Origin of the sequence: Streptomyces sp. NPDC021020, from assembly GCF_044333285.1 — a bacterium.
Taxonomy (GTDB): Bacteria; Actinomycetota; Actinomycetes; order Streptomycetales; family Streptomycetaceae; genus Actinacidiphila.
The window spans coordinates 606,955-629,419 of the sequence record NZ_JBIRQQ010000004.1 but is presented as its reverse complement, the minus strand read 5'-3'; the positions used below and the strand labels follow the sequence as shown (position 1 = coordinate 629,419).

The following is a 22,465-nucleotide window of genomic DNA, read 5'->3' as shown; positions in this document are numbered from 1 at the left end:
GGTGGTTCCGGCGGTGGTGCCAGTCGCTCAGACCCGGACGGTGCTGGGCTTGAAGGACGGCCGGCCCGCCTCGAAGGCGGCGATGTCCGCCTCGTTGGCCAGCGTCAGGCTGATGTCGTCCAGCCCTTCCAGCAGCCGCCAGCGCGCGTTGTCGTCCAGCTCGAACGACGCGGTCACGCCCTCGGCGCGGACCTCGCGGGCGACCAGGTCGACGGTGATCTCCGCCGTCGGGTCGGCCTCGGTCAGCTCCCACAGCGCGTCGACGGTCTCCTGCGGCAGCACGACCGTGAGCAGGCCGTTCTTGAGCGAGTTGCCGCGGAAGATGTCGGCGAAGCGGGAGGAGATCACGGTCTTGAAACCATAGTTCTGCAGCGCCCACACGGCGTGCTCGCGGGACGAGCCGGTGCCGAAGTCGGGGCCGGCCACCAGCACGGTGGCACCCTGCCGCTCGGGGCGGTTCAGGACGAACTCCGGGTCCTTGCGCCAGGCCTCGAACAGCCCGTCCTCGAAGCCGTTGCGCGTGACCTTCTTCAGCCAGTGCGCGGGAATGATCTGGTCGGTGTCGACATTGCCGCGGCGCAGCGGCACGGCCCGGCCGGTGTGGGTGGTGAAGGCTTCCATCGGGCTCAGACCTCCGTCAGTACGGGCGCGTCGGACAGGTCGGCGGGCGAGGCGAGGTGGCCCAGCACCGCCGTCGCGGCCGCGACCTGCGGGGAGACCAGGTGGGTGCGGCCGCCCTTGCCCTGCCGCCCCTCGAAGTTGCGGTTGGACGTGGACGCGCTGCGCTCGCCGGGCGCCAGTTGGTCGGGGTTCATGCCCAGGCACATCGAGCAGCCCGCGTGCCGCCACTCGGCGCCGGCCGCGGTGAAGACCTTGTCCAGGCCCTCCTCGACGGCCTGCAGCGCGACCCGTACCGAACCCGGCACGACCAGCATGCGGACGCCGTCGGCGACCTTGCGGCCCTGCACCACGGAGGCCGCGGCCCGCAGGTCCTCGATCCGGCCGTTGGTGCACGAGCCGACGAAGACGGTGTCCACGGCGACCTCGCGCAGCGGCTGCCCGGCGTTCAGGCCCATGTACTCCAGCGCCTTCTCCGCCGACAGCCGGTCGCCGGGGTCGGCGAACGAGGCCGGGTCGGGCACCGACGCGCTCAGCGGCGCGCCCTGGCCGGGGTTGGTGCCCCAGGTGACGAACGGCGAGAGGGTCGCCGCGTCGATCCGCACCTCGTGGTCGAAGACCGCGTCGTCGTCGGTGCGCAGCGTCTCCCAGTACGCGACCGCGGCGTCCCAGTCCTCGCCCTGGGGCGCGTGGACGCGGCCCTTCAGGTAGTCGAAGGTGGTCCGGTCGGGGGCGATCATGCCCGCGCGGGCGCCCGCCTCGATCGACATGTTGCAGACGGTCATCCGGGATTCCATCGACAGCTTCTCGATGGCCGAGCCGCGGTACTCGATGACGTAGCCCTGGCCGCCGCCGGTGCCGATCTGCGTGATCACGGCGAGGATCAGGTCCTTGGCCGTGACGCCCTCGGGCAGCTCGCCGTCGACGGTGACGGCCATGGTCCGGAACGGCGCCAGCGGCAGCGTCTGGGTCGCGAGCACGTGCTCGACCTGCGAGGTGCCGATGCCGAACGCCAGCGCGCCGAACGCGCCGTGCGTGGAGGTGTGGCTGTCACCGCACACCACCGTCGTGCCCGGCTGGGTCAGGCCCAGCTGCGGGCCGACCACGTGCACCACACCCTGCTCGACGTCGCCCAGCGGGTGCAGCCGCACGCCGAACTCGGCGCAGTTCTTGCGCAGCGTCTCCAGCTGCGTGCGGGAGACCGGGTCGGCGATCGGCTTGTCGATGTCGAGGGTCGGGGTGTTGTGGTCCTCGGTGGCGATGGTGAGGTCGGTGCGGCGCACCTGCCTGCCGTTCATCCGCAGCCCGTCGAACGCCTGCGGGCTGGTCACCTCGTGGAGCAGGTGGAGATCGATGAAGAGCAGATCGGGCTCGCCTTCGGCGCGGCGGACGACATGGTCGTCCCAGACTTTTTCCGCGAGTGTCCTACCCATCGCTGTCCCTCCGGCCTGGGGCGTCGTCGACCCCGGCCAACTCGGTGTGTTGTTTCTGCGCTGTCCTCCCAGCCTGACGGGTTCCGGGAGAAATTGAACTTGCGTTTCAGAGTGTGAGACGCGAGTATCGTTGCATGGACAACTCTAGCGGCGTCGGCGTTCTCGACAAGGCCGCTCTGGTGCTCAGCGCACTGGAGTCAGGACCGGCCACCCTGGCCGGCCTTGTCGGCGCCACGGGTCTCGCCCGCCCCACCGCGCACCGGCTGGCGGTCGCGCTCGAACACCATCGCATGGTGGCCCGCGACATGCAGGGCCGCTTCATCCTCGGCCCGCGGCTCTCCGAACTGGCCGCCGCGGCCGGCGAGGACCGGCTGCTCGCCACGGCGGGCCCCGTCCTCACGCACCTGCGGGACGTGACCGGCGAGAGCGCCCAGCTCTACCGGCGGCAGGGCGACATGCGCATCTGCGTCGCCGCCGCCGAGCGGCTGTCCGGACTGCGGGACACGGTGCCGGTCGGCTCCACACTGCCGATGAAGGCCGGCTCGGCCGCGCAGGTCCTGATGGCCTGGGAGGAGCCCGAGCGGCTGCACCGCGGACTGCAGGGGGCGCGCTTCACGGCCACCGCGCTGTCCGGCGTGCGGCGCAGGGGCTGGGCGCAGTCGATCGGCGAGCGGGAGCCGGGTGTGGCGTCCGTCTCGGCCCCGGTGCGCGGGCCCTCGAACCGGGTGGTGGCCGCGGTGTCGGTCTCCGGCCCGATCGAGCGGCTGACCCGGCACCCGGGCCGGATGCACGCCCAGGCCGTCGTGGACGCCGCCGCACGGCTCTCCGAGGCCCTGCGCCGCACCGGCTGACCTCTCCCCCGCCCTTCCGCCCGCCCGGTCCGCGCCGATGACGCCGTGGACCGGGGGGACGCGTGACACGGGACACATCCGTGCCCGGCCCCGGAAAACACCGGAGCCCGCCGCGACTGGCGCGACGGGCTCGGTTTCGCATGTGCTGCGGATGCGTACCCCCGACCGGATTCGAACCGGCGCTACTGCCTTGAGAGGGCAGCGTGCTAGGCCGCTACACAACGGGGGCAGGCCTGGCGATCCTGTCATCGTCCGGACCGGGAGCGACCCGATGAGAACGGAGTGAAGGATCTGTACCCCCGACCGGATTCGAACCGGCGCTACTGCCTTGAGAGGGCAGCGTGCTAGGCCGCTACACAACGGGGGCTCGCACGAAACGCGCTGGGGTACCAGGACTCGAACCTAGAACAACTGAACCAGAATCAGCCGTGTTGCCAATTACACCATACCCCACCAAAACGCAACCCCTGCGGGTCTTGTTCGGCTTGCGCTTCCGGTCCGGGCCTTTCGGCCTCTCCGGCGGCGCAGGAAGAACATTACCCGATCAGGGACACCGCACCAAAACGAGTATCGGGACGGAGCATCGCGGCCAGCTCGCCGAGCCCGGTGATGCGGGTCAGATCGGGCCGCCCGCCGCTGCCGCCGCGGTCCAGCCAGATGCCCAGCAGCCCCGCGTCCATGGCACCGCGCGCGTCGATGTCCGGCTCGTTGCCGACGTACGCGACCTCCCGCGGCGCCAGCCCCAGGGCCTCGCAGGCGGCGTGGAAGGCGGCCGCGTCCGGCTTGTGGACGCCCAGCTCGGCGGCGCACAGCAGCACCTCGAAGCGGTCGCGTACGCCCAGCGCCCGCAGCTTGCGGTCCTGGTGCTCGAAGGCGGAGTTGGACAGCACCGCGTGCCGGTAGCCGGCCGCCAGGCCGTCCAGCGCGGGCAGCGCGTCCGGGAAGAGCGCCCAGGCGGCCTCGTAGTGCCCCCGGTGCCGCTCGAACCACTCCTCCGCCTCGGCGTCGGGCAGCGGCGCGCCCAGGAAGTCCCGTACCCGGTCCCAGCGCTGCCCGTCGAAGCCGACCTCGCCGGCGGCGAACCGCTCCCAGTGCCGCACGGTCAGGTCCCGCCAACGGTCGAGGGCCTGCTCGACGTCGTCGTAACCGTCGGGCAGGCCCTCGTGTGCCAGGTGGTGCCGCATACCGGTGCGCTCGGCACCGCCGTAGTCGAAAAGCGTGTCGTCGATGTCCCACAGCACCGCGCGGATCGCCATACCGGCCAATCTAGCCGGGCCGGGCGGCGCCCGCGGGGGCTGCGCCGGTCATGCGCCGGTGGCGTGCCCCCGGATCGGCGGGGCACGCCCCCGGTCAGCCCGCGAGGCGGGCCAGGGCGCGGTCGATCCTGGTCAGCGACCGCTCGCGGCCGAGCACCTGGAGCGACTCGAAGAGCGGCAGCCCGACCGTGCGGCCGGTCACCGCGACCCGCACCGGGGCCTGGGCCTTGCCGAGCTTGAGGCCGTGCGCCTCGCCGGCGGCCAGCACGGCCTCCTTGAGCGCCTCGGGGCTCGTCCAGTCGGCGCCGGCGAGCTTCTCCCGGGCGGTGCGCAGCAGGGCGTCGGAGCCCTCCTTCATCGCCTTGGCCCAGGACGCCTCGTCGTCCGCGGGCTCGGGCAGGAAGAGGAAGTCGACGTTGGCGGTGATGTCGGACAGCACCGTCAGCCGGGTCTGCGCGTGGGGCGCGATGGCCTGCCAGGCGGCCTCGTCGAAGTCCTCCGGCGCCCAGGGCGCGTACGGGGCCCGCAGCCACGGCCGGCAGGCCTCGGCGAAGGCGGCGGGGTCCAGCAGCCGGATGTGGTCGGCGTTGATCGCCTCGGCCTTCTTCAGGTCGAAGCGGGCCGGGTTGGCGTTGACGTCCCCGATGTCGAACGCCGCGACCATCTCGTCCTTGGAGAAGACGTCGCGGTCGGCGGAGAGGGACCAGCCGAGCAGGGAGAGGTAGTTCAGCAGCCCCTCGGGCAGGAAGCCGCGCTCGCGGTAGAGGTTGAGCGAGGACTCCGGGTCGCGCTTGGACAGCTTCTTGTTGCCCTCGCCCATGACGTACGGCAGGTGCCCGAAGCTCGGGGTGTACTTCGCCAGCCCCAGCTCGGTGAGCGCCTCGTACAGCGCGATCTGCCGCGGGGTGGACGACAGCAGGTCCTCGCCGCGCAGCACGTGGGTGATGCCCATGGCGGCGTCGTCGACCGGGTTGACCAGGGTGTAGAGCGGGGCGCCGTTCGCCCGCACGATCCCGTAGTCCGGGACGTTCTCCGGGCTGAAGGACAGCTCGCCGCGCACCAGGTCGGTGAAGGTGATCACCTTGTCCGGCATCCGGAAGCGCACGACGGCCTTGCGGCCCTCGGCGGTGTAGGCGGCCACCTGCTCGGCGGTCAGCTCGCGGCAGTGCCCGTCGTAGCCGGAGGGGCGGCCGGCGGCGCGGGCGGCGTCGCGGCGGGCGTCCAGCTCCTCGGTGGAGCAGTAGCAGTCGTACGCGTGGCCGGCCTCCTTCAGCCGCCGCACGACGTCGGCGTAGAGGTCCATGCGCTGGGACTGCCGGTAGGGCGGGTGCGGGCCGCCGACCTCGGGGCCCTCGTCCCAGTCGAGGCCGAGCCAGCGCAGCGAGTCCAGCAGCGCGTTGTAGGACTCCTCGGAGTCGCGCGCGGCGTCGGTGTCCTCGATGCGCAGCACCAGGGTGCCCTGGTGGTGGCGGGCGAAGGCCCAGTTGAACAGGGCCGTGCGGACCAGCCCGACATGCGGGTTGCCGGTCGGCGAGGGGCAGAAGCGGACCCGGATGCCGGAGTCCGCGGGAGGGGGGGTGGGGGCGCTAGCCACGCGAGATCACCTTGTTGGTGAGAGTGCCGATGCCTTCGATGGTGACGGCGACCTCGTCGCCGGGGGTCAGCGGGCCGACCCCGGCGGGAGTGCCGGTGAGGATGACGTCGCCGGGCAGCAGGGTCATCGCCTCGCTGACGTTGACGACCAGGTCCTCGATGGAGTGGATCATCTGCCCGGTGCGGCCGGCCTGCCGCAGTTCGCCGTTGACCGTCGCGGTGATCGCCAGGTCGGCGGCGCCCGCGAGGTCGATGCCGGTCTCGATCCACGGGCCGAGCGGGCAGGAGGAGTCGAAGCCCTTGGCCCGCGCCCACTGCTTCTCGGTCCGCTGGGTGTCCCGCGCCGTGACGTCGTTGGCGCAGGTGTAGCCGAGGATGACGTCCTTGACCCGCTCGCGCGGCACTTCGCGGCACAGCCGGCCGATGACGACCGCCAGCTCCGCCTCGTGGTGCACCTCGTGCGAGAAGGACGGGTAGACGATGCTGTCGCCGGGCCCGATCACGGAGGTGGAGGGCTTGAAGAAGGCCCAGGGCGCGTCCGGCACCTCGTTCCCCAGCTCGGCCGCGTGGGCGGCGTAGTTGCGGCCGATCGCGACGACCTTGCTGGGGAGCACGGGCGGCAGCAGCCGTACGGAGTCGGACTGGCCCAGCGGCACCTTGGTGCCGGACAGCTCGAAGTCCGCGAAGGGGACGCCTTTGATGATGTCGACGACGAGGCCGTCCAGGCTGCCGGGACCGCCCGGGCCGGACGTCGGGTCGCCTTCGACAGCGCCGAAGGCGACATTGCCGTCGATGGAGAACCTGGCGATGCGCATGAGCGCAAGCCTATCGTCCGCGGCCGTCCCGCCGGACGGAGCGTCGCCGCAGGTCAGCCGTGGGGTGCGGGGTTCAGGCGGCGGGCGGCTTGGGCATCTCGGTGAGAACCGTGCGCCGCGGGTTGGCCGTCGTGGCCGGCAGCGCACGCTCCGCCGCGGCTGCCTCGGGAGCGACGGAGGTCACAGCGGCGGTGAGTTCCGAGGCGTCCTTCAGGTGCGCGAGAGTGGTGCGCCGCGGGTTGGCGATGCGGCGGACAATCATGGTGGTCTTCATCGGCGCTCGGGACCTCGCGGACTCGGGGACCCGCCTGGCGGGCCGCGGTTGACAGAAGTACGACTCGTGTAAACCACAACGTTAGCCGCGCCCATTCCCCGCACCCGAGGGGCCAGTCACCTGACGGGCTGTGATTTTGCTCACCAAGTGCGTACGTTTTCCGGCATCACGGACACTCCGGTCGGGTACCGGAATCCGACAAGCGGCGCCAATGACCGGAAACCGCCCGCACATCCGGCTCACAGGGGGTCACGTACCTCCTGGGTGATCTTGTCCGGGATGCCGGTAATGGCCGGAATCCACAAGATCATCGGTATACGCACGGTGGGAGCGCTGCCACGGTCGGTCACGGATTCCAACAGGTCGGCTACGGCCCTTGTTGGGGGATCCGGCACTGTGCTGGAATCTCCCGGACCGCCGCATCACATCGAGCCGGCGCGCGCAGGGGGCGTGCACGAGTGCCGAGCGGCGGTGAAGGGCCTGCACGGCCTCCTCGACAGTCAGAGCGGGGTGGCCAGGGCCCCCATGACTCGACACCGTCCCTTTCGCCTCACCGCGGGGGACGCCTGGTCCAGAGGTTGCGACGCTAGTGCAGGGACGTTTCAAGAGGGACAGCGGCGCGGCGGGCGACCCGGAGCAGCAGCCCGGCGGGACCGGCAACGGTCCTGCCCAGGCCGCGGGCGACTCCGGGACGGCCACGCCGGGCACGGCTGCGGCCGGCGGACGGACGAGCACGCCCAGCGGGATCGAGGCGGGCCGGATCACCGGCCTGAACGGCAAACCCGGCGCCCGAATAGCCATGCGCAACTGGCGCATCAGCACCCGTCTGGTGTCGCTGCTGGCCCTGCCGGTGGTCACCGCCGGCGCGCTCGGCGGCCTGCGCGTCAACACCACGCTGCAGAACATCGACCAGCTGCAGCGCCTGGACTCGCTGACCGAGATCGCCGAGAAGGCGACCGTGCTGGCCGACGCCCTGGCCGAGGAGCGCGACAGCTCCGCGGGGCCGCTCTCCACCGGCCGCACGACGGACGCGGTGACGCAGTCCCGTACCGCCACCGACCGCGCGGAGAAGGCGTACCGCACGGCGAGCGACGAGCTCGACTCGTCCGACGACCTCTACAGCGGCGTCCGCTCCAGCCTCATCGCGATCGACGCGCAGCTGGCGGGCCTGGCGTCACTGCGCGACAGCGCCTACAACTCCGAGAACTCCTCGATCGCCCAGACCGTCACCACGTACGACAGCTTCATCCAGTCCCTGCTGGGTCTGTCGGTCGACATGGCGCAGGCGACCCAGAACTCCGAGATGGTGACCAGCACCCGTGCCCTGGCGGCCTTCTCCTCCGCCAAGGAGTACGAGTCGATCCAGCGCGCGGTGGTCAGCGCGGCGCTCGCCCAGACCAAGACCGGCGACAAGCCGAGCCTGCTCCCGGGCGACTACCAGGAGATGAAGCTGGCGTCCTCGCAGGAGGACCTCAACCTCTCGCGGTTCACCACCATCTACGGCACGCCCAGCGCCCAGCTGCTCAGCCCGATCCAGGGCGACAACGAGACCATCAACAAGCACGACGCCGACGCCGTGCGCGTGGCCCGCTCCCCCGACGGCATCGCGGGTCTGACGGAGTCGTACCTGGACTGGGACGACGCCGCCAAGGCGAAGATCGACGCGATGAACCGCATCGAGCAGTCGCTGCTGGAGGAGATGCGGCAGAAGTCCCTGGAGCTCCAGGACTCCGCCAAGCAGGACGCGCTGATCTCCGGCGCGCTCATCCTGCTGGTCCTCGGCATCGCCGTGGTCGGCGCCTTCGTCGTCGCCCGCTCCATGATCCGCTCGCTGCGCCGGCTGCAGCAGACCGCCCAGGAAGTCGCCCAGAAGCGGCTGCCGGAGCTGGTCAAGCAGCTGTCCGACAGCGACCCGCAGGACGTCGACACCTCGGTCGCCTCGATCGGCATCAACAGCCGTGACGAGATCGGCCAGGTGGCCCGCGCCTTCGACGAGGTCCACAGCGAGGCCGTGCGGCTCGCCGCCGAGCAGGCCCTGCTGCGGGGCAACGTCAACGCGATGTTCACCAACCTCTCGCGCCGCAGCCAGGGCCTCATCCAGCGCCAGCTGTCGCTCATCTCCGAGCTGGAGTCGCGCGAGGCCGACCCGGACCAGCTGTCGTCGCTGTTCAAGCTGGACCACCTCGCGACCCGTATGCGCCGCAACGGTGAGAACCTGCTGGTCCTCGCCGGTGAGGAGCCGGGCCGCCGGTGGACCCGGCCGGTCCCGCTGGTCGACGTGCTGCGCGCCGCGGCCTCCGAGGTGGAGCAGTACGAGCGCATCGAGCTGACGTCGGTGCCGTCGGCCGAGGTCACCGGCCGCGTCGTCAACGACCTCGTGCACCTGCTCGCCGAGCTGCTGGAGAACGCCACGTCGTTCTCCTCGCCGCAGACCAAGGTGCGGGTCACCGGTCACGCGCTGCCCGACGGGCGGGTGCTGATCGAGATCCACGACACCGGCATCGGCCTGTCCCCGGAGGACCTGGCCGACATCAACGAGCGGCTGGCCAACCCGCCGACGGTGGACGTCTCCGTCTCCCGCCGCATGGGCCTGTTCGTGGTCGGCCGGCTGTCGCTGCGGCACGGCATCCGCATCCAGCTCCGGCCGTCCGACTCGGGCGGTACGACGGCGCTGGTCATGCTGCCGGTCGACGTCACGCAGGGCGCGGCCAAGGCGAACGCCGCGGCCGGCGGCGGGCAGCGGCCCGGCGCCGCGGCCCCGGCGGCGGGCGGCCCGGCCGCCGCGGCCGGCGCCGTGCCCTCGGGCGCCGGCGGCCCCGGCCTCACCAGCGCGTTCGGCAACTCGCCCCAGGTCGGCCGGCCCCAGCAGCGCGGGCAGGTCGCGGGCGGCGGGCAGCGCCCGGCGCTCGGCGCGGGCAACGCGCCGGCCGCCCCCGCGGGCGGCGCACCCGGCCGCGCCGGCGGCCCGCAGCAGCCCCCGGCGCCCCGCTGGGCGGCGCAGGACGGGCCGCAGGGCCAGGGCTTCGGCGACAGCCGCGGCCTGCCGGACGCGCCGCGCGGCCACGAGGACGTCGAGCCGGCGCCCGGTACCGGGGCCCGCGCGGACTTCCGGCAGGGCGGCGCGGACGACCCGTTCGGCGCCCGCCAGGACGGCGGCACCGGGCAGTTCCCGGCCCCGCAGCCGCAGGACACCGGGCCGAGCGGCTTCCGCTCCGACGTCTTCGGCGGACGCTCCGGCCCGCGCCAGGGCCCCGCGGCCACCCCGGACGACCGGCCCGGCCAGGGCCAGGGTCAGGGGCAGGGCGGTCGCCCCGGCCAGGGCGGACCGGGCGACACCGCGCAATTCCCGGCGGTCCGCGCCGAGGACGACTTCGCACCCGAGGGCTTCGGCCGCGACGGCTTCGGCCAGGACGCGCCGCGGCGCGAGGACACCGGGAACTTCCCGGTCCGGCAGCAGGGCGGCAACGACCGCGACGACCGGGACTTCCCCCGCGGCCGCACGCCGCAGGAGACGTACGGCACCGGGCAGTTCCCCGCGCAGGGCCGCCCCGGCGACACGGGCCAGTTCCCGGCGCCCGGCCGTCCGGGCGACACCGGGCAGTTCCCCGCCACCGGCCGCCCCGGCGACACCGGGCAGTTCCCCGCGCAGGGCCGCCCTGGCGACACCGGGCAGTTCCCCGCCCCGAACCGCCCCGGTCACGAGCAGGCCGACGGCACCGGGCAGTACCGGCTTCCCGGTGGGCCCGGCGCCCCCGCGGACACCGGCAGCTTCCGGGCCCCGAGCGGTCCGGGCGACACCGCGCAGTTCCCGCCCGTCCCCGCGCCGCCGCGGCCCGTGCAGTCGGGTCAGGGCAACCGCCCCGGCCAGGGCGGACCGGGCGACACCGCGCAATTCCCCGCGGTCCGCGCCGAGGACGGTTTCGTCGGCGGCACCGGGCAGTTCCCGGCCCCGCAGCCGCAGGGCCTGCCGGGCGGGCACGCGCTGCCCGCGCAGCAGCCGTACGAGGTGCCGGGCCCCGAGGGCCTCGACGGCACCGGGTCGCACCGCGGCCTGTTCCAGCCGCACCCGGGCCAGCCGCGCCAGGAGCCGCAGCCCGCGGAGCCGATGGCGCTGCCGCCGGCCCCGACGCGCGGGGACGAGCCGACGCCGATCTTCTCGGCGATCGAGTCCGACTGGTTCCGCACGGGCCAGGCCGAGCGGATGCAGCAGATCCACGTCGAGCAGAGCGCCCAGGGCCGGCAGGCCCCCGCGCCGCGCCCGGTGGGCCGCACCGCGCCGCCGCAGCGGCCCCGTACCGCCGAACGCCCGGGGGCCCCGGCCGCGTCGGGCCCGCAGGCGCGGCCCGCCACCTCGCAGCAGGCGCAGCCCGCGCCCGCGGGGCCGTCGGCGCAGCCGCTGCCGCGGGAGACGCCGAACTGGCGGACCTCGCCCAACGACGCGCTGCGCCAGCGCGCGGAGTCGGTGCGCGAGCCGTCCGCCGGCGGGGTCACCCCGTCGGGACTGCCGCGCCGGGTGCCGCGGGCCAACCTCGTGGCCGGCGGCGCCACCCAGGCGACGCCGCAGCAGGGCGGCCCGCAGGTCTCCCGCGCCCCGGACGACGTCCGCGGCCGGCTGACCAACCTCCGGCGGGGTATCCAGCAGGGCCGGCAGGCCGGTGGCGGGACCACCGACGGCCGTGGTTTCGGTACGAATCATCAGGAGCGTTAGTTGAGTGCGATGAGCCAGGCGGCACAGAACCTGAACTGGTTGATCACCAACTTCGTGGACAACACCCCCGGGGTGTCCCACACCGTGGTGGTCTCCGCCGACGGCCTGCTGCTCGCGATGTCCGACGGATTCCCGCGGGACCGCGCCGACCAGCTCGCCGCCGTCGCCTCAGGACTGACCTCGCTGACCGCCGGAGCCTCCCGCATCTTCGAGGGCGGCACCGTCAACCAGACCGTCGTCGAGATGGAACGCGGCTTCCTCTTCATCATGTCCGTCTCCGACGGCTCCTCCCTCGCCGTACTCGCCCACCCCGAGTGCGACATCGGCCTCGTCGGCTACGAAATGGCCCTGCTCGTCGACCGCGCAGGCACCGTACTCACCCCCGACCTCAGGGCAGAACTGCAAGGCAGCCTGATGCACTAGCCCGCTGCCGGCGCGGGCGCGCGGACCTCTTCTCCGCCGCCCGCGCCACCGTCCTACATCCGCCCGCACGTTCCCGTTTTTCCGCACCGCGACACGCACTGCCCGGACACGGAGGACCCTCATGACCCCGCCACCCGCCTCACCGGGCCAAGGCCCGTACGGCGCGTCACACCACGCGCCGTACGGAGTGGAAGGCGACCAGCCGCTGGTGCGGCCGTACGCCATGACCGGTGGCCGCACCAGGCCCCGCTACCAGCTGGCGATAGAGGCGCTGGTCAGCACCACCGCCGACCCGGCCCAGTACGGGGGGCTGCTGCCCGAGCACCAGCGGATCTGCCACCTGACGCGTGAGATCAAGTCGGTGGCCGAGATCTCCGCGCTGCTCGCCATTCCGCTGGGCGTGGCCCGCATCCTCGTGGCCGACCTCGCCGAGGCCGGCATGGTGGCCATCCACCAGCCGGGCAGCGGCGAAGCCGGCGGTCAGCCAGATGTGACACTGCTTGAGAGGGTGCTCAGTGGACTTCGGAAGCTCTAGAGCACAGCCGCAGCCGTCGTACGGCACGCAGCCGGCGCGGTCGACGACCTCCGCGAAGATCGTGGTGGCGGGCGGCTTCGGCGTGGGCAAGACCACGTTCGTCGGCGCCGTCTCCGAGATCAACCCGCTGCGCACCGAGGCCGTCATGACCTCCGCGTCGGCCGGCATCGACGACCTCAGCCACGTCCAGGACAAGACCACCACCACGGTCGCCATGGACTTCGGCCGCATCACGCTCGACGACGACCTGATCCTCTACCTGTTCGGCACCCCCGGACAGGACCGCTTCTGGTTCATGTGGGACGACCTCGTGCGGGGCGCGATCGGCGCCGTCGTCCTCGTCGACACCCGGCGGCTCGCCGACTGCTTCCCCGCCGTCGACTACTTCGAGAACAGCGGCCTGCCCTTCGTCATCGCCCTCAACGGCTTCGACGGACACCAGCCGTACCGTCCCGAGGAAGTCCGCGAGGCACTCCAGATCGGCCCCGAGGCACCCATCATCACCACCGACGCCCGGCACCGCGCCGAGGCCAAGAGCGCCCTGATCACGCTCGTCGAGCACGCGCTGCTGGCACGCCTCAAGTAGCACATGCCATCGGCACCTTGCCCCTGAGGGGGCCTGGCGGGCCGTCCGTGTCGTGCGACACGGACGGCCCGCCTTCATAACATTTCGAGAGACTTTCCGCCCGCGGCGACCACGGGACGCGCTCGGCCGGTGCCGCAGCGCGTACACACTTGCCGACATATGTCCGATTTTGCGGCGATCGTCGGCTCTTCCCGTACCCCTCACCCCTTCCCCGCGCTCCCGCCACACGTTTGGCTAGTGCCCCCACGACGTGCTGGAATTCGCAGAACCCGAGAGTAGGAACGGCCGTCGTTGCGCCGTCGCCGAGAGGTTGTTGGTCCAGTGAGGAACACCAGGCGAGCCGAGACGGGGACCGAGCACGGCCCGCGGGGGAATTTCACGCCGCCCCAGCGCTCCGGGAGCACTCCCGCCGACGGCGGGCCGGACGTCCCCGCGCCCCCCGACCCCGGCGGCCGCTTCAGCGTGCGCAACTGGCGGGTGGCCACCCGGCTGAACGCGATCCTCCTGATACCCGTGCTCGTCGCCCTCGTCCTCGGCGGCTTCCGCGTCAACAGCGCCGTCAGCACCTGGCACCAGGCCGACGACGCGGTGCGCACCGCCGAACTGGTCCGCGCCGCGGCGACGTACAGCGACGCACTGATGAACGAGCGGGACAACACGGTGGTTCCGCTGCTCGCCGGGAAGACCTCCGACCCGGCCGTGAAGACCGCGCGGGCCGCCACCGACACCGCCGCGCAGGCCTTCAACGACGCGGCGGGCCGGATGCCGCACGAGGCCGGGCTGGTGCGCCGGATGGCCACCTTCCGCTCGGTCGAGCCGCAGCTCGCCTCGCTGCGCAAGGCCGCGTACACCAAGAAGCTCACCGGTGTGCAGACCGAGGAGTGGTACGTCAGGATCCAGCACCCGCTGATGGAGCTGGCCAACGAGCTGGGCTACGGCACCAGCAACATCACCGCCTACGGCCGCACCCTGTACGCCGACTCGCTGTCGAAGGCGGCGGAGTCGCTGACCCGCTCGATCGGCATGCACATCCTGGTCGAGCAGGGCCCCTCCCCCGACGAGCTGGCGCTGATGAAGACGGCGCTCGGCTCGTACCAGTACCTGGAGGGCATCGCCCTGGAGGAGTACAACAGCGGCGGCACCGCGCAGGACGTGCAGCGGCTCAAGGACGCGCAGAACGCCGCGCTCCAGAAGGGCCGGGAGGCCACCGCGCGGGCCAAGGACCAGGCGGCCGCCGCCGGGCAGCCGTTCGTGGTGCCGCCGGCGCTGACCAAGATGGTCACCGAGATCGCCACCCCGGGCCGCACCACCGCGCAGCTCGCCGCCGAGGGCATCACGCCCGAGACCTACTTCGCGGCCTCCACGCTGTCCTTCGACGCCTACCGCACGGTCGAGGTGTCGCTCGCCGACCAGGCGGCCTCGGACGCGTCGACGATCGCCTCCGACGCCAAGCGGGACGCCATCGTCAACGCGGTGGCCGTGGTGCTCGCGCTGATCGCCGCCTTCGTGGTGGCCGGTCTGGTGGCGCGCACCATGAGCCGCAGCATGCGGCGGCTGCGCGGCGCGGCCTTCGAGATCGCCGAGACCCGGCTGCCGGGCATGGTCGACCAGCTGTCGCGCACCGATCCCGGCCGGGTGGACACCTCGGTCGCGCCCATCCCGATCGCCACCCGCGACGAGATCGGCGAGGTCGCCCGCGCCTTCGACCAGGTGCACCGCGAGGCCGTCCGGCTGGCCTCGGAGCAGGCGCTGCTGCGCGGCAACGTCAACGCGATCTTCACCAACCTCAGCCTGCGCAACCAGAGCCTCATCCAGCGCCAGCTGGAGCTGATCACCGACCTGGAGAACAACGAGGCGGATCCGGACCAGCTGGAGAGCCTGTTCCGGATGGACCACCTCGCGACCCGTATGCGGCGCAACGGCGAGAACCTGCTGGTCCTCGCGGGCGAGGAGCCGGCCCGGCAGTGGAACCAGGCGGTGCCGCTCGTCGACGTGCTGCGCGCGGCCGCCTCCGAGGTGGAGGCGTACGACCGCATCGAGCTGGTCGGCATCCCGGACACCGACATCCACGGCAGCGCGGTCAGCGACCTGGTGCACCTGCTCGCCGAGCTGCTGGAGAACGCGACCACGTTCTCCTCGCCGCAGACCAAGGTGCGGGTGACCGCGACCCGGCTGCCGGACGGCCGGGTGATGGTCGAGATCCACGACAAGGGCATCGGCCTGACCGCCGAGGACTTCGCGGACATCAACCACAAGCTGGCCGACCCGCCCACCGTGGACGTCGAGGTCGCCAAGCGCATGGGCCTGTTCGTGGTCGGCCGGCTGTCCGACCGGCACGGCATCCGGGTCCAGCTGCGGCCGTCCGGCGAGCAGGCGGGCACCACCTCGCTGGTGATGCTGCCCGAGCCGATCACCCACGGCGGTGGCGGCGAGGAGGAACTCGGCGGCAGCGAGAGCGACTTCACCGTGTCGCGGATCGTGCCGGAGACCTTCGGGACGGCGGGGCCGAGCGCCCGCACCGCGGCCGAACTGGGCTTCGACGACTCACGTTACGAGCCGGGCGCCCCCGGCCTCGACCCGGTGGGCCGCTCGCTGCGGCACGGCGACCGCCGGGCGCAGCTGGAGGCGGCGGTCTCCGCCGACCGCCCGGGGGACGGCGCCGAGCCGCCGGCCCCGCCGGAGCAGCGCCGGGCGGCCGCGCACGCCGCGCAGGCCCCCGAAGCACCGCAGCCGGGCCCGGAGGCCCCGTACGAGCCGCAGGGCGGCTACGCGGCCGCCCAGGGCTATCCGCAGGGCTACGACGCCGGTTACGCCCCGCAGGGCTACGAGCAGCCCCTCCAGGGCGGCTACGACGCGCAGGGCTACCCGGCGCAGCAGGAACCGGACAGCTACGGCGCGGGCGGCGGTTACGCGCCGGGTTACGGCCAGGGCTACGAGCAGCCCTACCCGCAGGGCTACGAGCAGCCGCCGGGGCAGCCGCAAGAGCAGAACGGATTCTTCGCGCAGGCGTACGACCAGCAGGGCGCGGGCGCCCCGGCGTCCTACGGTGCGGGCGACGACGGCGGCTACGGCGCGGGCGGCTACCCGCCGGCGGCGGCCGGGAACGGGCAGCAGGCCGACCCTGCAGATTACCGGCCTGCTCAGAGCGAGTGGCCGGGATCTGACGGGGGTGTAACCGAATCCGTTCCGCCGCTCCCCGAGCAGCCGTCCGACAGCGTAGGCTCCCCCTCGCTGACGGACGCCGGACTGCCGCGCCGGGACCGGAAGCCCCGTACGTCACCGCAGGACCAGCCCGCTCAGGAGCCGCCCCAGCCCCAGAACCAGCCCCGGTCGGAAGCCTCCGACTGGCGGTCGAACAACGACGAGAACTGGCAGCGGGCCGAGACGGTCCGCGAGCCGAAGGCAGGCGGGGTCACCCCCTCCGGCCTGCCACGGCGGGTACCCAAGGCCAACCTGGTCCCGGGTGCCGCAACGCAGACCCCGCAGGGCGGCCCACAGGTCTCCCGCGCACCCGAAGACGTCCGCGGCCGGTTGAGTAACCTGCGGCGTGGCGTCCAGCAAGGGCGCACTGCTGGAACTGACACGAACGGACAGGCCTCCGACCCCCACTTCGGCGGCCCACAGAACCAGGAGCGCTAAGTTGAGTCCGATGAGCCAGGCGGCACAGAACCTGAACTGGTTGATCACCAACTTCGTGGACAACACCCCCGGGGTGTCCCACACCGTGGTGGTCTCCGCCGACGGCCTGCTGCTCGCGATGTCCGACGGATTCCCGCGGGACCGCGCCGACCAGCTCGCCGCCGTCGCCTCAGGACTGACCTCGCTGACCGCCGGAGCCTCCCGCATCTTCGAGGGCGGCACCGTCAACCAGACCGTCGTCGAGATGGAACGCGGCTTCCTCTTCATCATGTCCGTCTCCGACGGCTCCTCCCTCGCCGTACTCGCCCACCCCGAGTGCGACATCGGCCTCGTCGGCTACGAAATGGCCCTGCTCGTCGACCGCGCAGGCACCGTACTCACCCCCGACCTCAGGGCAGAACTGCAAGGCAGCCTGCTCGACTGAGCGACCCACCAGCGAACGGGCGTGCGGGCCCGCGACCGTCCCGGAGGTCCGGGGCAGGCAGCGGGCGCCGCGGCCGCAAGGAGGAGGACTCGTGAGCACGTCACCCGGCGCGCAGCCGTACGGCAGCTCGCACCAGCCGCCTGCGAACCCGTACCACCCGCAGGCCCCAGCCGCGGGGCGGCGCCCGCAGACGCCGAGCGGATTCGTACGCCCGTACGCCATGACCGGCGGCCGCACCAGGCCGCGTTACCAGCTCGCCATCGAGGCGCTGGTCAGCACCACCGCCGACCCCGAGCGGCTGCGCGGGCAGCTGCCGGAACACCAGCGGATCTGCCTGCTGTGCCGTGAGGTCAAGTCGATCGCGGAGATCTCCGCGCTGCTGACCATACCGCTCGGCGTGGTCAGGATCCTGGTGGCCGACCTGGCCGAGGCCGGCCTGGTCACGATTCACCAGCCGGGCGGCGACGAGGCCGCCGGCGGACAGCCAGATGTGACACTGCTTGAGAGGGTGCTCAGTGGACTTCGGAAGCTCTAGCGGCCCGGCGCGCGCCACTACTTCCGCGAAAATCGTCGTGGCGGGCGGCTTCGGCGTGGGCAAGACCACGTTCGTCGGCGCCGTCTCCGAGATCAACCCGCTGCGCACCGAGGCCGTCATGACCTCCGCGTCGGCCGGCATCGACGACCTCAGCCACGTCCAGGACAAGACCACCACCACGGTCGCCATGGACTTCGGCCGCATCACGCTGGACCAGGACCTGATCCTCTACCTGTTCGGCACCCCCGGACAGGACCGCTTCTGGTTCATGTGGGACGACCTGGTACGCGGCGCGATCGGCGCCGTCGTCCTCGTCGACACCCGGCGCCTGGCCGACTGCTTCCCCGCCGTCGACTACTTCGAGAACAGCGGCCTGCCCTTCGTCATCGCCCTCAACGGCTTCGACGGACACCAGCCGTACAACCCCGAAGAGGTCCGCGAGGCACTGCAGATCGGCCCCGAGGCACCCATCATCACCACCGACGCCCGGCACCGCGCCGAAGCCAAGAGCGCCCTGATCACCCTTGTCGAGCACGCCCTGCTGGCACGCCTGCGCTGAAGCGCGGCCCCGGCACGCGAGAGGGCCCCGCAACCGTTCGGTTGCGGGGCCCTCTCGTGCGTCGCGACGCGGGGCGCGCTCAGCCCTGCCAGGAGTGCGGGGCGCGGAAGCCCGGGGTGCGCTCCAGCCGGCGCCAGCCGGCGGTGGAGCGGGCGGGGCGGACGGGGACGGCGTCGCCGCCGGCCGCGGCCCGGGCGAGCAGGATCGCGGTGATCGCGGCCAGCTCCTCGGGGGCGACATGGCCCTTCTCGACGCGCACGAGGGAATCGGCGGGAGTGCTCACAGTGGTCTCCATGGGTACTGGCTACCGGGGTGGTTGCGGTTGCCGGGTGGCAGGTTCGCGGGTGTGCGGCTGCGGTGCGGGCTACTGCGGCGGGTTGCCGTGCTTGCGCGAGGGTAGGTCCGCGTGCTTGGTGCGGAGCATGGCCAGCGAGCTGATCAGCACCTCGCGGGTCTCCGTCGGGTCGATGACGTCGTCCACCAGGCCGCGTTCGGCGGCGTAGTAGGGATGCATCAGCTCGGCCTTGTACTCCTTGACCATCGCGGCGCGCATGGCCTCGGGGTCGTCGGCACCGGCGATCTGCCGGCGGAAGATGACGTTGGCCGCGCCCTCGGCGCCCATCACCGCGATCTCGTTGGTCGGCCACGCGTAGGTCAGGTCGGCGCCGATGGACTGGCTGTCCATCACGATGTACGCGCCGCCGTAGGCCTTGCGCAGGATCAGCGAGATCCTCGGCACGGTGGCGTTGCAGTAGGCGTACAGCAGCTTGGCACCGTGCCTGATGATCCCACCGTGCTCCTGGGCGACGCCCGGCAGGAAGCCGGGGACGTCCAACAGGGTGATGATGGGGATGTTGAAGGCGTCGCACATCTGCACGAAGCGGGCCGACTTCTCGGACGCCTCGATGTCCAGCACCCCGGCGAGCGAGGCGGGCTGGTTGGCGACGATGCCGACCACCTGGCCGTCGAGCCGGGCCAGGGCGCAGATGATGTTGGTGGCCCAGCGCTCGTGGACCTCCAGGAAGTCGCCGTCGTCGACGATCTCCTCGATGACCTTGTGCATGTCGTACGAGCGGTTCGCGTCGGCGGGCACCAGATCGAGCAGCGCCTCGCTGCGCCGGTCGGCGGGGTCCTGGCTCTCGACGGCCGGCGGGTTCTCCCGGTTGTTCTGCGGGAGCAGCGAGAGCAGGTAGCGCACCTCCTCCAGGCAGGTCTGCTCGTCGTCGTACGCGAAGTGCGCGACGCCGGAGACCGCGGAGTGGACGTCGGCGCCGCCCAGGCCGTTCTGGGTGATCTGCTCACCGGTGACGGCCTGGACCACGTCCGGTCCGGTGATGAACATCTGCGAGGTCTCGCGGACCATGAACACGAAGTCGGTGAGCGCCGGGGAGTACGCGGCGCCGCCCGCGCACGGGCCGAGCATCACGCTGATCTGCGGGATGACGCCGGAGGCGCGGGTGTTGCGCTGGAAGATGCCGCCGTAGCCGGCGAGCGCGGAGACGCCCTCCTGGATACGGGCGCCGGCGCCGTCGTTGAGCGAGATGAGCGGGGCGCCGGCCGCGATGGCCATGTCCATGATCTTGTGGATCTTGGTGGCGTGCGCCTCGCCGAGCGCGCCGCCGAAGATCCGGAAGTCGTGCGCGTAGACGAAGACCGTCCGGCCGTGGACCGTACCCCAGCCGGTGATCACACCGTCGGTGTAGGGGCGCTTCTCCTCCAGCCCGAAGCCCGTCGCGCGGTGCCGCCGCAGCGGCTCCACCTCGCGGAAGGTGCCCTCGTCCAGCAGCAGGTCGATCCGCTCGCGGGCGGTGAGCTTGCCCTTGGCGCGCTGTGCCTCGGTCGCCTTCTCGCTCGGTCCGGCGACGACCTGGGCGCGGATGGCGAGGAGCTCGGCCACCCGTCCCCGGGTGTCGGTCACCTCTGCGGGCACCTCTTCCGATGTGGTCATGCAACGACAGTACGAGCCGACGGCCGCGAAACGGGCCATCGACTTCGTACAGTGTCCGTCGCCGCTTCATGGCGGAATCCCACAGACAGGGCTCGACGGGGGCATTCCGCCGGGAGCCGCGGGGCCCGCGGATCACGCGGGCCCCGCTCGGGCCTACCGGCCCGTACGGGTCAGCGGCCCTCGACGGCGGCGGCCAGCGCGAGCAGCCGGCGGGCCTGGTCGACATGCAGGTTCTCGATCATCCTGCCGTCCACGGTGACCACCCCGCGGCCCTGTGACGTGGCCTGATCGAAGGCCTCGACGATACGCCGGGCCCTTTCCACGTCCTCGTCGGCGGGCGCGAAGATCCGGTTGCAGGGCTCGATCTGCTTCGGGTGGATGAGGGTCTTGCCGTCGAAGCCGAACTGGCGGGCTTGGAGGGTTTCCGCTTCGAATCCGGGCAGATCCGTGACGTCGTTGTAGACACCGTCCAAGATGGCCTTGCCCTCGGCGCGGGCCGCGAGCAGCGCGAGGGAGAGTGCCCCGAGCAGCGGGGCGCGGCCCGGGACGTGCTCGGCGCGCAGCTCCTTGGCCAGGTCGTTGGTGCCCATGACCAGCACGGTCAGCCGCTCGGAGGCGGCGGCGACCGCGCGGGCGGCGAACATCGCCACCGGGGTCTCGACCATCGCCCACACCGCGGTGCGGTCCGGGGCGCCGGCCGCCTCCAGCGCGGCGGCCACGGCGCGTACGGTGCCGGGGTCGTCGACCTTGGGCACCACGACGGCGTCCGGCCCGGCCTCGGCGGCGGCCCGCAGGTCGTCGGCGTGCCACGGGGTGCCGGGCGCGTTGACCCGTACGGTGACCTCGCGGTGGCCGAAGCCGCCGGCCGCGACGGCGGCGGCGACCCGCTCGCGGGCGGCGGGCTTGGCGTCGGGGGCGACGGAGTCCTCCAGGTCGAGGATCAGCGCGTCGGCGGGCAGGGTGCGGGCCTTGTCCAGGGCGCGCTCGTTGGCGCCAGGCATGTACAGGACGGAGCGGCGGGGGCGCGGGGCCGCGGCGGGGACGGGTGCTGTCATCACAGACCGGCTTTCTCGGCGGCCGCGTAGGACGCGGCCAGCTCGGGGTCGCGCGCGGCGAGCGCGTCGGCGAGTTCGGCGACGACGCGGCACTGCTTGTAGGTGGCGTCGTCCTGCATCTTGCCGTCGATCATGACGGCGCCGGTGCCGTCGCCCATCGCGTCGATCACCCGCCGGGCCCAGGCGACGTCGGCCGGGGCGGGTGAGAAGACCCGCTTGGCGACGTCGATCTGCACCGGGTGCAGCGTCCAGGCGCCGACGCAGCCGAGCAGGAAGGCGTTGCGGAACTGGTCCTCGCACGCGGTGAGGTCCTGGATGTCGCCGAAGGGGCCGTAGTAGGGCAGGATGCCGTGCGCGGCGCAGGCGTCCACCATGCGGGCGATGGTGTAGTGCCACAGGTCCTGCTGGTAGGTGACGCGGGGGGCGTCCCCTTGCGGATCCTCGCGGACGAGGTAGCCGGGGTGGCCGCCGCCGACCCGGGTGGTCTTCATCCGGCGGCTCGCGGCCAGGTCGGCGGGGCCGAGCGAGATGCCCTGCATACGGGGGCTCGCGCCGGCGATCTCCTCGACGTTGGCGACGCCGGCGGCGGTCTCCAGGATCGCGTGCACCAGCAGCGGCCGGTCCAGGCCCGCGCGCGCCTCCAGCTGGGCGAGCAGCCGGTCCACGTAGTGGATGTCCTGGGCGCCCTCCACCTTGGGCACCATCACCACGTCGAGCCGGTCGCCGATCTCGGTGACCAGGGTGACCAGGTCGTCCAGCGCCCAGGGCGAGTCCAGGCTGTTGACGCGGGTCCACAGCTGGGTGCCGCCGAGGTCGGCCTGCCGGGCGACGGAGACCAGCCCCGCACGGGCGGCCTCCTTGCGGTCGGCGGGGACGGCGTCCTCCAGATTGCCGAGCAGGACGTCCGCCCGCGCGGCGAGGGCGGGCACCTTGGCCGCCATCTTCTCGTTGCCGGGGTCGAAGAAGTGGATCATCCGCGAGGGCCGCAGCGGCACCTCGCGCAGCGGGGCCGGCGCCCCCACGGCCAGCGGGCGGAAGAAGTCCTTCGCCGAGCGCATGCGTTCTCCCGGTGGGTCGGGTCGAGGGTTCGCCGCTCACCCTATGGCCGCCGGGCCGCGGAGGTTACCCGTCAGTATGTGTGCTGTTGGTCACCGGACGTCAGGTCCGCCGACCCCCATGGTGCGCGCTCACCCCGTCCCCACCGGGCACTGAC

General features: G+C 72.6%; 19 protein-coding genes and 3 tRNA genes. 9 read left to right on the top strand and 13 right to left on the bottom strand.

All coding sequences use genetic code 11. The features are described from left to right. Window positions 1-27 precede the first annotated feature (27 nt). Both leuD and leuC read right to left on the bottom strand, forming a co-directional pair. A complete protein-coding gene (leuD, locus tag ACH4SL_RS14480) occupies window positions 28-621 on the bottom strand; it encodes a 3-isopropylmalate dehydratase small subunit (RefSeq protein WP_398445055.1) in 594 nt (197 codons plus the stop codon). Between the two features lie 5 nt (window positions 622-626). Beyond that, on the bottom strand, window positions 627-2,051 hold the full coding sequence (gene leuC / locus ACH4SL_RS14475; protein WP_398445053.1) for a 3-isopropylmalate dehydratase large subunit: 1,425 nt from the start codon (window positions 2,049-2,051) through the stop codon (window positions 627-629). A 134-nt stretch (window positions 2,052-2,185) separates the two neighbouring features. Here leuC and ndgR point away from each other — a divergent pair, with 134 nt between their 5' ends. Then, a complete protein-coding gene (ndgR, locus tag ACH4SL_RS14470; protein ID WP_398445051.1) occupies window positions 2,186-2,902 on the top strand; it encodes an IclR family transcriptional regulator NdgR in 717 nt (238 codons plus the stop codon). A gap of 156 nt (window positions 2,903-3,058) precedes the next feature. On the opposite strand, the gene ACH4SL_RS14465 is transcribed toward ndgR, so the two are convergent. The 7 genes from ACH4SL_RS14465 to ACH4SL_RS14435 form a co-directional block, all read right to left on the bottom strand. After that, window positions 3,059-3,131 (bottom strand) — tRNA-Glu (locus tag ACH4SL_RS14465). Window positions 3,132-3,196: 65 nt separating this feature from the next. Continuing rightward, window positions 3,197-3,269, bottom strand: a tRNA-Glu gene (locus tag ACH4SL_RS14460). Between the two features lie 14 nt (window positions 3,270-3,283). After that, window positions 3,284-3,355: transfer RNA gene (locus ACH4SL_RS14455), tRNA-Gln, on the bottom strand. A gap of 83 nt (window positions 3,356-3,438) precedes the next feature. Then, window positions 3,439-4,158, bottom strand: a complete 720-nt coding sequence (locus ACH4SL_RS14450) for an HAD family hydrolase (RefSeq protein ID WP_398445049.1) — start codon at window positions 4,156-4,158, stop codon at window positions 3,439-3,441. A gap of 94 nt (window positions 4,159-4,252) precedes the next feature. After that, window positions 4,253-5,752, bottom strand: a complete 1,500-nt coding sequence (gene gltX / locus ACH4SL_RS14445) for a glutamate--tRNA ligase (RefSeq protein WP_398445047.1) — start codon at window positions 5,750-5,752, stop codon at window positions 4,253-4,255. After that, the gene (locus ACH4SL_RS14440; RefSeq protein WP_398445046.1) at window positions 5,745-6,566 is read right to left on the bottom strand and encodes a fumarylacetoacetate hydrolase family protein; all 822 of its coding nucleotides are present in this window, start codon (window positions 6,564-6,566) and stop codon (window positions 5,745-5,747) included. Before ACH4SL_RS14440 ends, gltX begins: the two co-directional genes overlap by 8 nt. A gap of 73 nt (window positions 6,567-6,639) precedes the next feature. Beyond that, window positions 6,640-6,840, bottom strand: coding sequence for a hypothetical protein (locus ACH4SL_RS14435; protein WP_398445043.1), 201 nt, complete (start codon window positions 6,838-6,840; stop codon window positions 6,640-6,642). Window positions 6,841-7,429: 589 nt separating this feature from the next. Here ACH4SL_RS14435 and ACH4SL_RS14430 point away from each other — a divergent pair. The 8 genes from ACH4SL_RS14430 (at window position 7,430) to ACH4SL_RS14395 (ending at window position 18,249) form a co-directional block, all read left to right on the top strand. Beyond that, window positions 7,430-11,548 (top strand): nitrate- and nitrite sensing domain-containing protein, encoded by a 4,119-nt coding sequence (locus ACH4SL_RS14430; protein WP_398445041.1) that lies wholly within the window; start codon window positions 7,430-7,432, stop codon window positions 11,546-11,548. A 9-nt stretch (window positions 11,549-11,557) separates the two neighbouring features. Then, a complete protein-coding gene (locus tag ACH4SL_RS14425; RefSeq protein WP_398445038.1) occupies window positions 11,558-11,971 on the top strand; it encodes a roadblock/LC7 domain-containing protein in 414 nt (137 codons plus the stop codon). 121 nt (window positions 11,972-12,092) lie between these two features. Beyond that, on the top strand, window positions 12,093-12,506 hold the full coding sequence (locus tag ACH4SL_RS14420; RefSeq protein WP_398445036.1) for a DUF742 domain-containing protein: 414 nt from the start codon (window positions 12,093-12,095) through the stop codon (window positions 12,504-12,506). Continuing rightward, window positions 12,487-13,092, top strand: a complete 606-nt coding sequence (locus ACH4SL_RS14415; RefSeq protein WP_398445034.1) for a GTP-binding protein — start codon at window positions 12,487-12,489, stop codon at window positions 13,090-13,092. The genes ACH4SL_RS14420 and ACH4SL_RS14415 overlap by 20 nt, the downstream gene beginning before the upstream one ends. A 321-nt stretch (window positions 13,093-13,413) precedes the next feature. Continuing rightward, window positions 13,414-16,731 carry a nitrate- and nitrite sensing domain-containing protein gene (locus tag ACH4SL_RS14410; protein WP_398445032.1) on the top strand — a complete coding sequence of 1,106 codons (3,318 nt, stop codon included), beginning with the start codon at window positions 13,414-13,416 and terminating at the stop codon, window positions 16,729-16,731. A gap of 10 nt (window positions 16,732-16,741) precedes the next feature. Next, window positions 16,742-17,155: a roadblock/LC7 domain-containing protein gene (locus ACH4SL_RS14405; protein ID WP_398186884.1), complete on the top strand. Its 414-nt coding sequence runs from the start codon at window positions 16,742-16,744 to the stop codon at window positions 17,153-17,155. 91 nt (window positions 17,156-17,246) lie between these two features. Further along, the gene (locus ACH4SL_RS14400; RefSeq protein WP_398445030.1) at window positions 17,247-17,690 is read left to right on the top strand and encodes a DUF742 domain-containing protein; all 444 of its coding nucleotides are present in this window, start codon (window positions 17,247-17,249) and stop codon (window positions 17,688-17,690) included. Beyond that, window positions 17,671-18,249 carry a GTP-binding protein gene (locus tag ACH4SL_RS14395; protein WP_398445028.1) on the top strand — a complete coding sequence of 193 codons (579 nt, stop codon included), beginning with the start codon at window positions 17,671-17,673 and terminating at the stop codon, window positions 18,247-18,249. Before ACH4SL_RS14400 ends, ACH4SL_RS14395 begins: the two co-directional genes overlap by 20 nt. A gap of 79 nt (window positions 18,250-18,328) precedes the next feature. Here ACH4SL_RS14395 and ACH4SL_RS14390 read toward each other — a convergent pair whose 3' ends face one another. The 4 genes from ACH4SL_RS14390 to ACH4SL_RS14375 all read right to left on the bottom strand — a co-directional run bounded on the left by ACH4SL_RS14390 (window position 18,329) and on the right by ACH4SL_RS14375 (window position 22,310). Further along, entirely contained in the window at window positions 18,329-18,544 is a 216-nt protein-coding gene (locus ACH4SL_RS14390) for an acyl-CoA carboxylase subunit epsilon (protein ID WP_398445026.1), read from the bottom strand. Between the two features lie 69 nt (window positions 18,545-18,613). Then, window positions 18,614-20,197 carry an acyl-CoA carboxylase subunit beta gene (locus ACH4SL_RS14385; RefSeq protein ID WP_398445024.1) on the bottom strand — a complete coding sequence of 528 codons (1,584 nt, stop codon included), beginning with the start codon at window positions 20,195-20,197 and terminating at the stop codon, window positions 18,614-18,616. A gap of 170 nt (window positions 20,198-20,367) precedes the next feature. After that, window positions 20,368-21,252 carry an HpcH/HpaI aldolase/citrate lyase family protein gene (locus tag ACH4SL_RS14380; RefSeq protein ID WP_398445022.1) on the bottom strand — a complete coding sequence of 295 codons (885 nt, stop codon included), beginning with the start codon at window positions 21,250-21,252 and terminating at the stop codon, window positions 20,368-20,370. Further along, on the bottom strand, window positions 21,252-22,310 hold the full coding sequence (locus ACH4SL_RS14375) for an HpcH/HpaI aldolase/citrate lyase family protein (protein WP_398445020.1): 1,059 nt from the start codon (window positions 22,308-22,310) through the stop codon (window positions 21,252-21,254). Before ACH4SL_RS14375 ends, ACH4SL_RS14380 begins: the two co-directional genes overlap by 1 nt. Window positions 22,311-22,465: the final 155 nt, after the last annotated feature.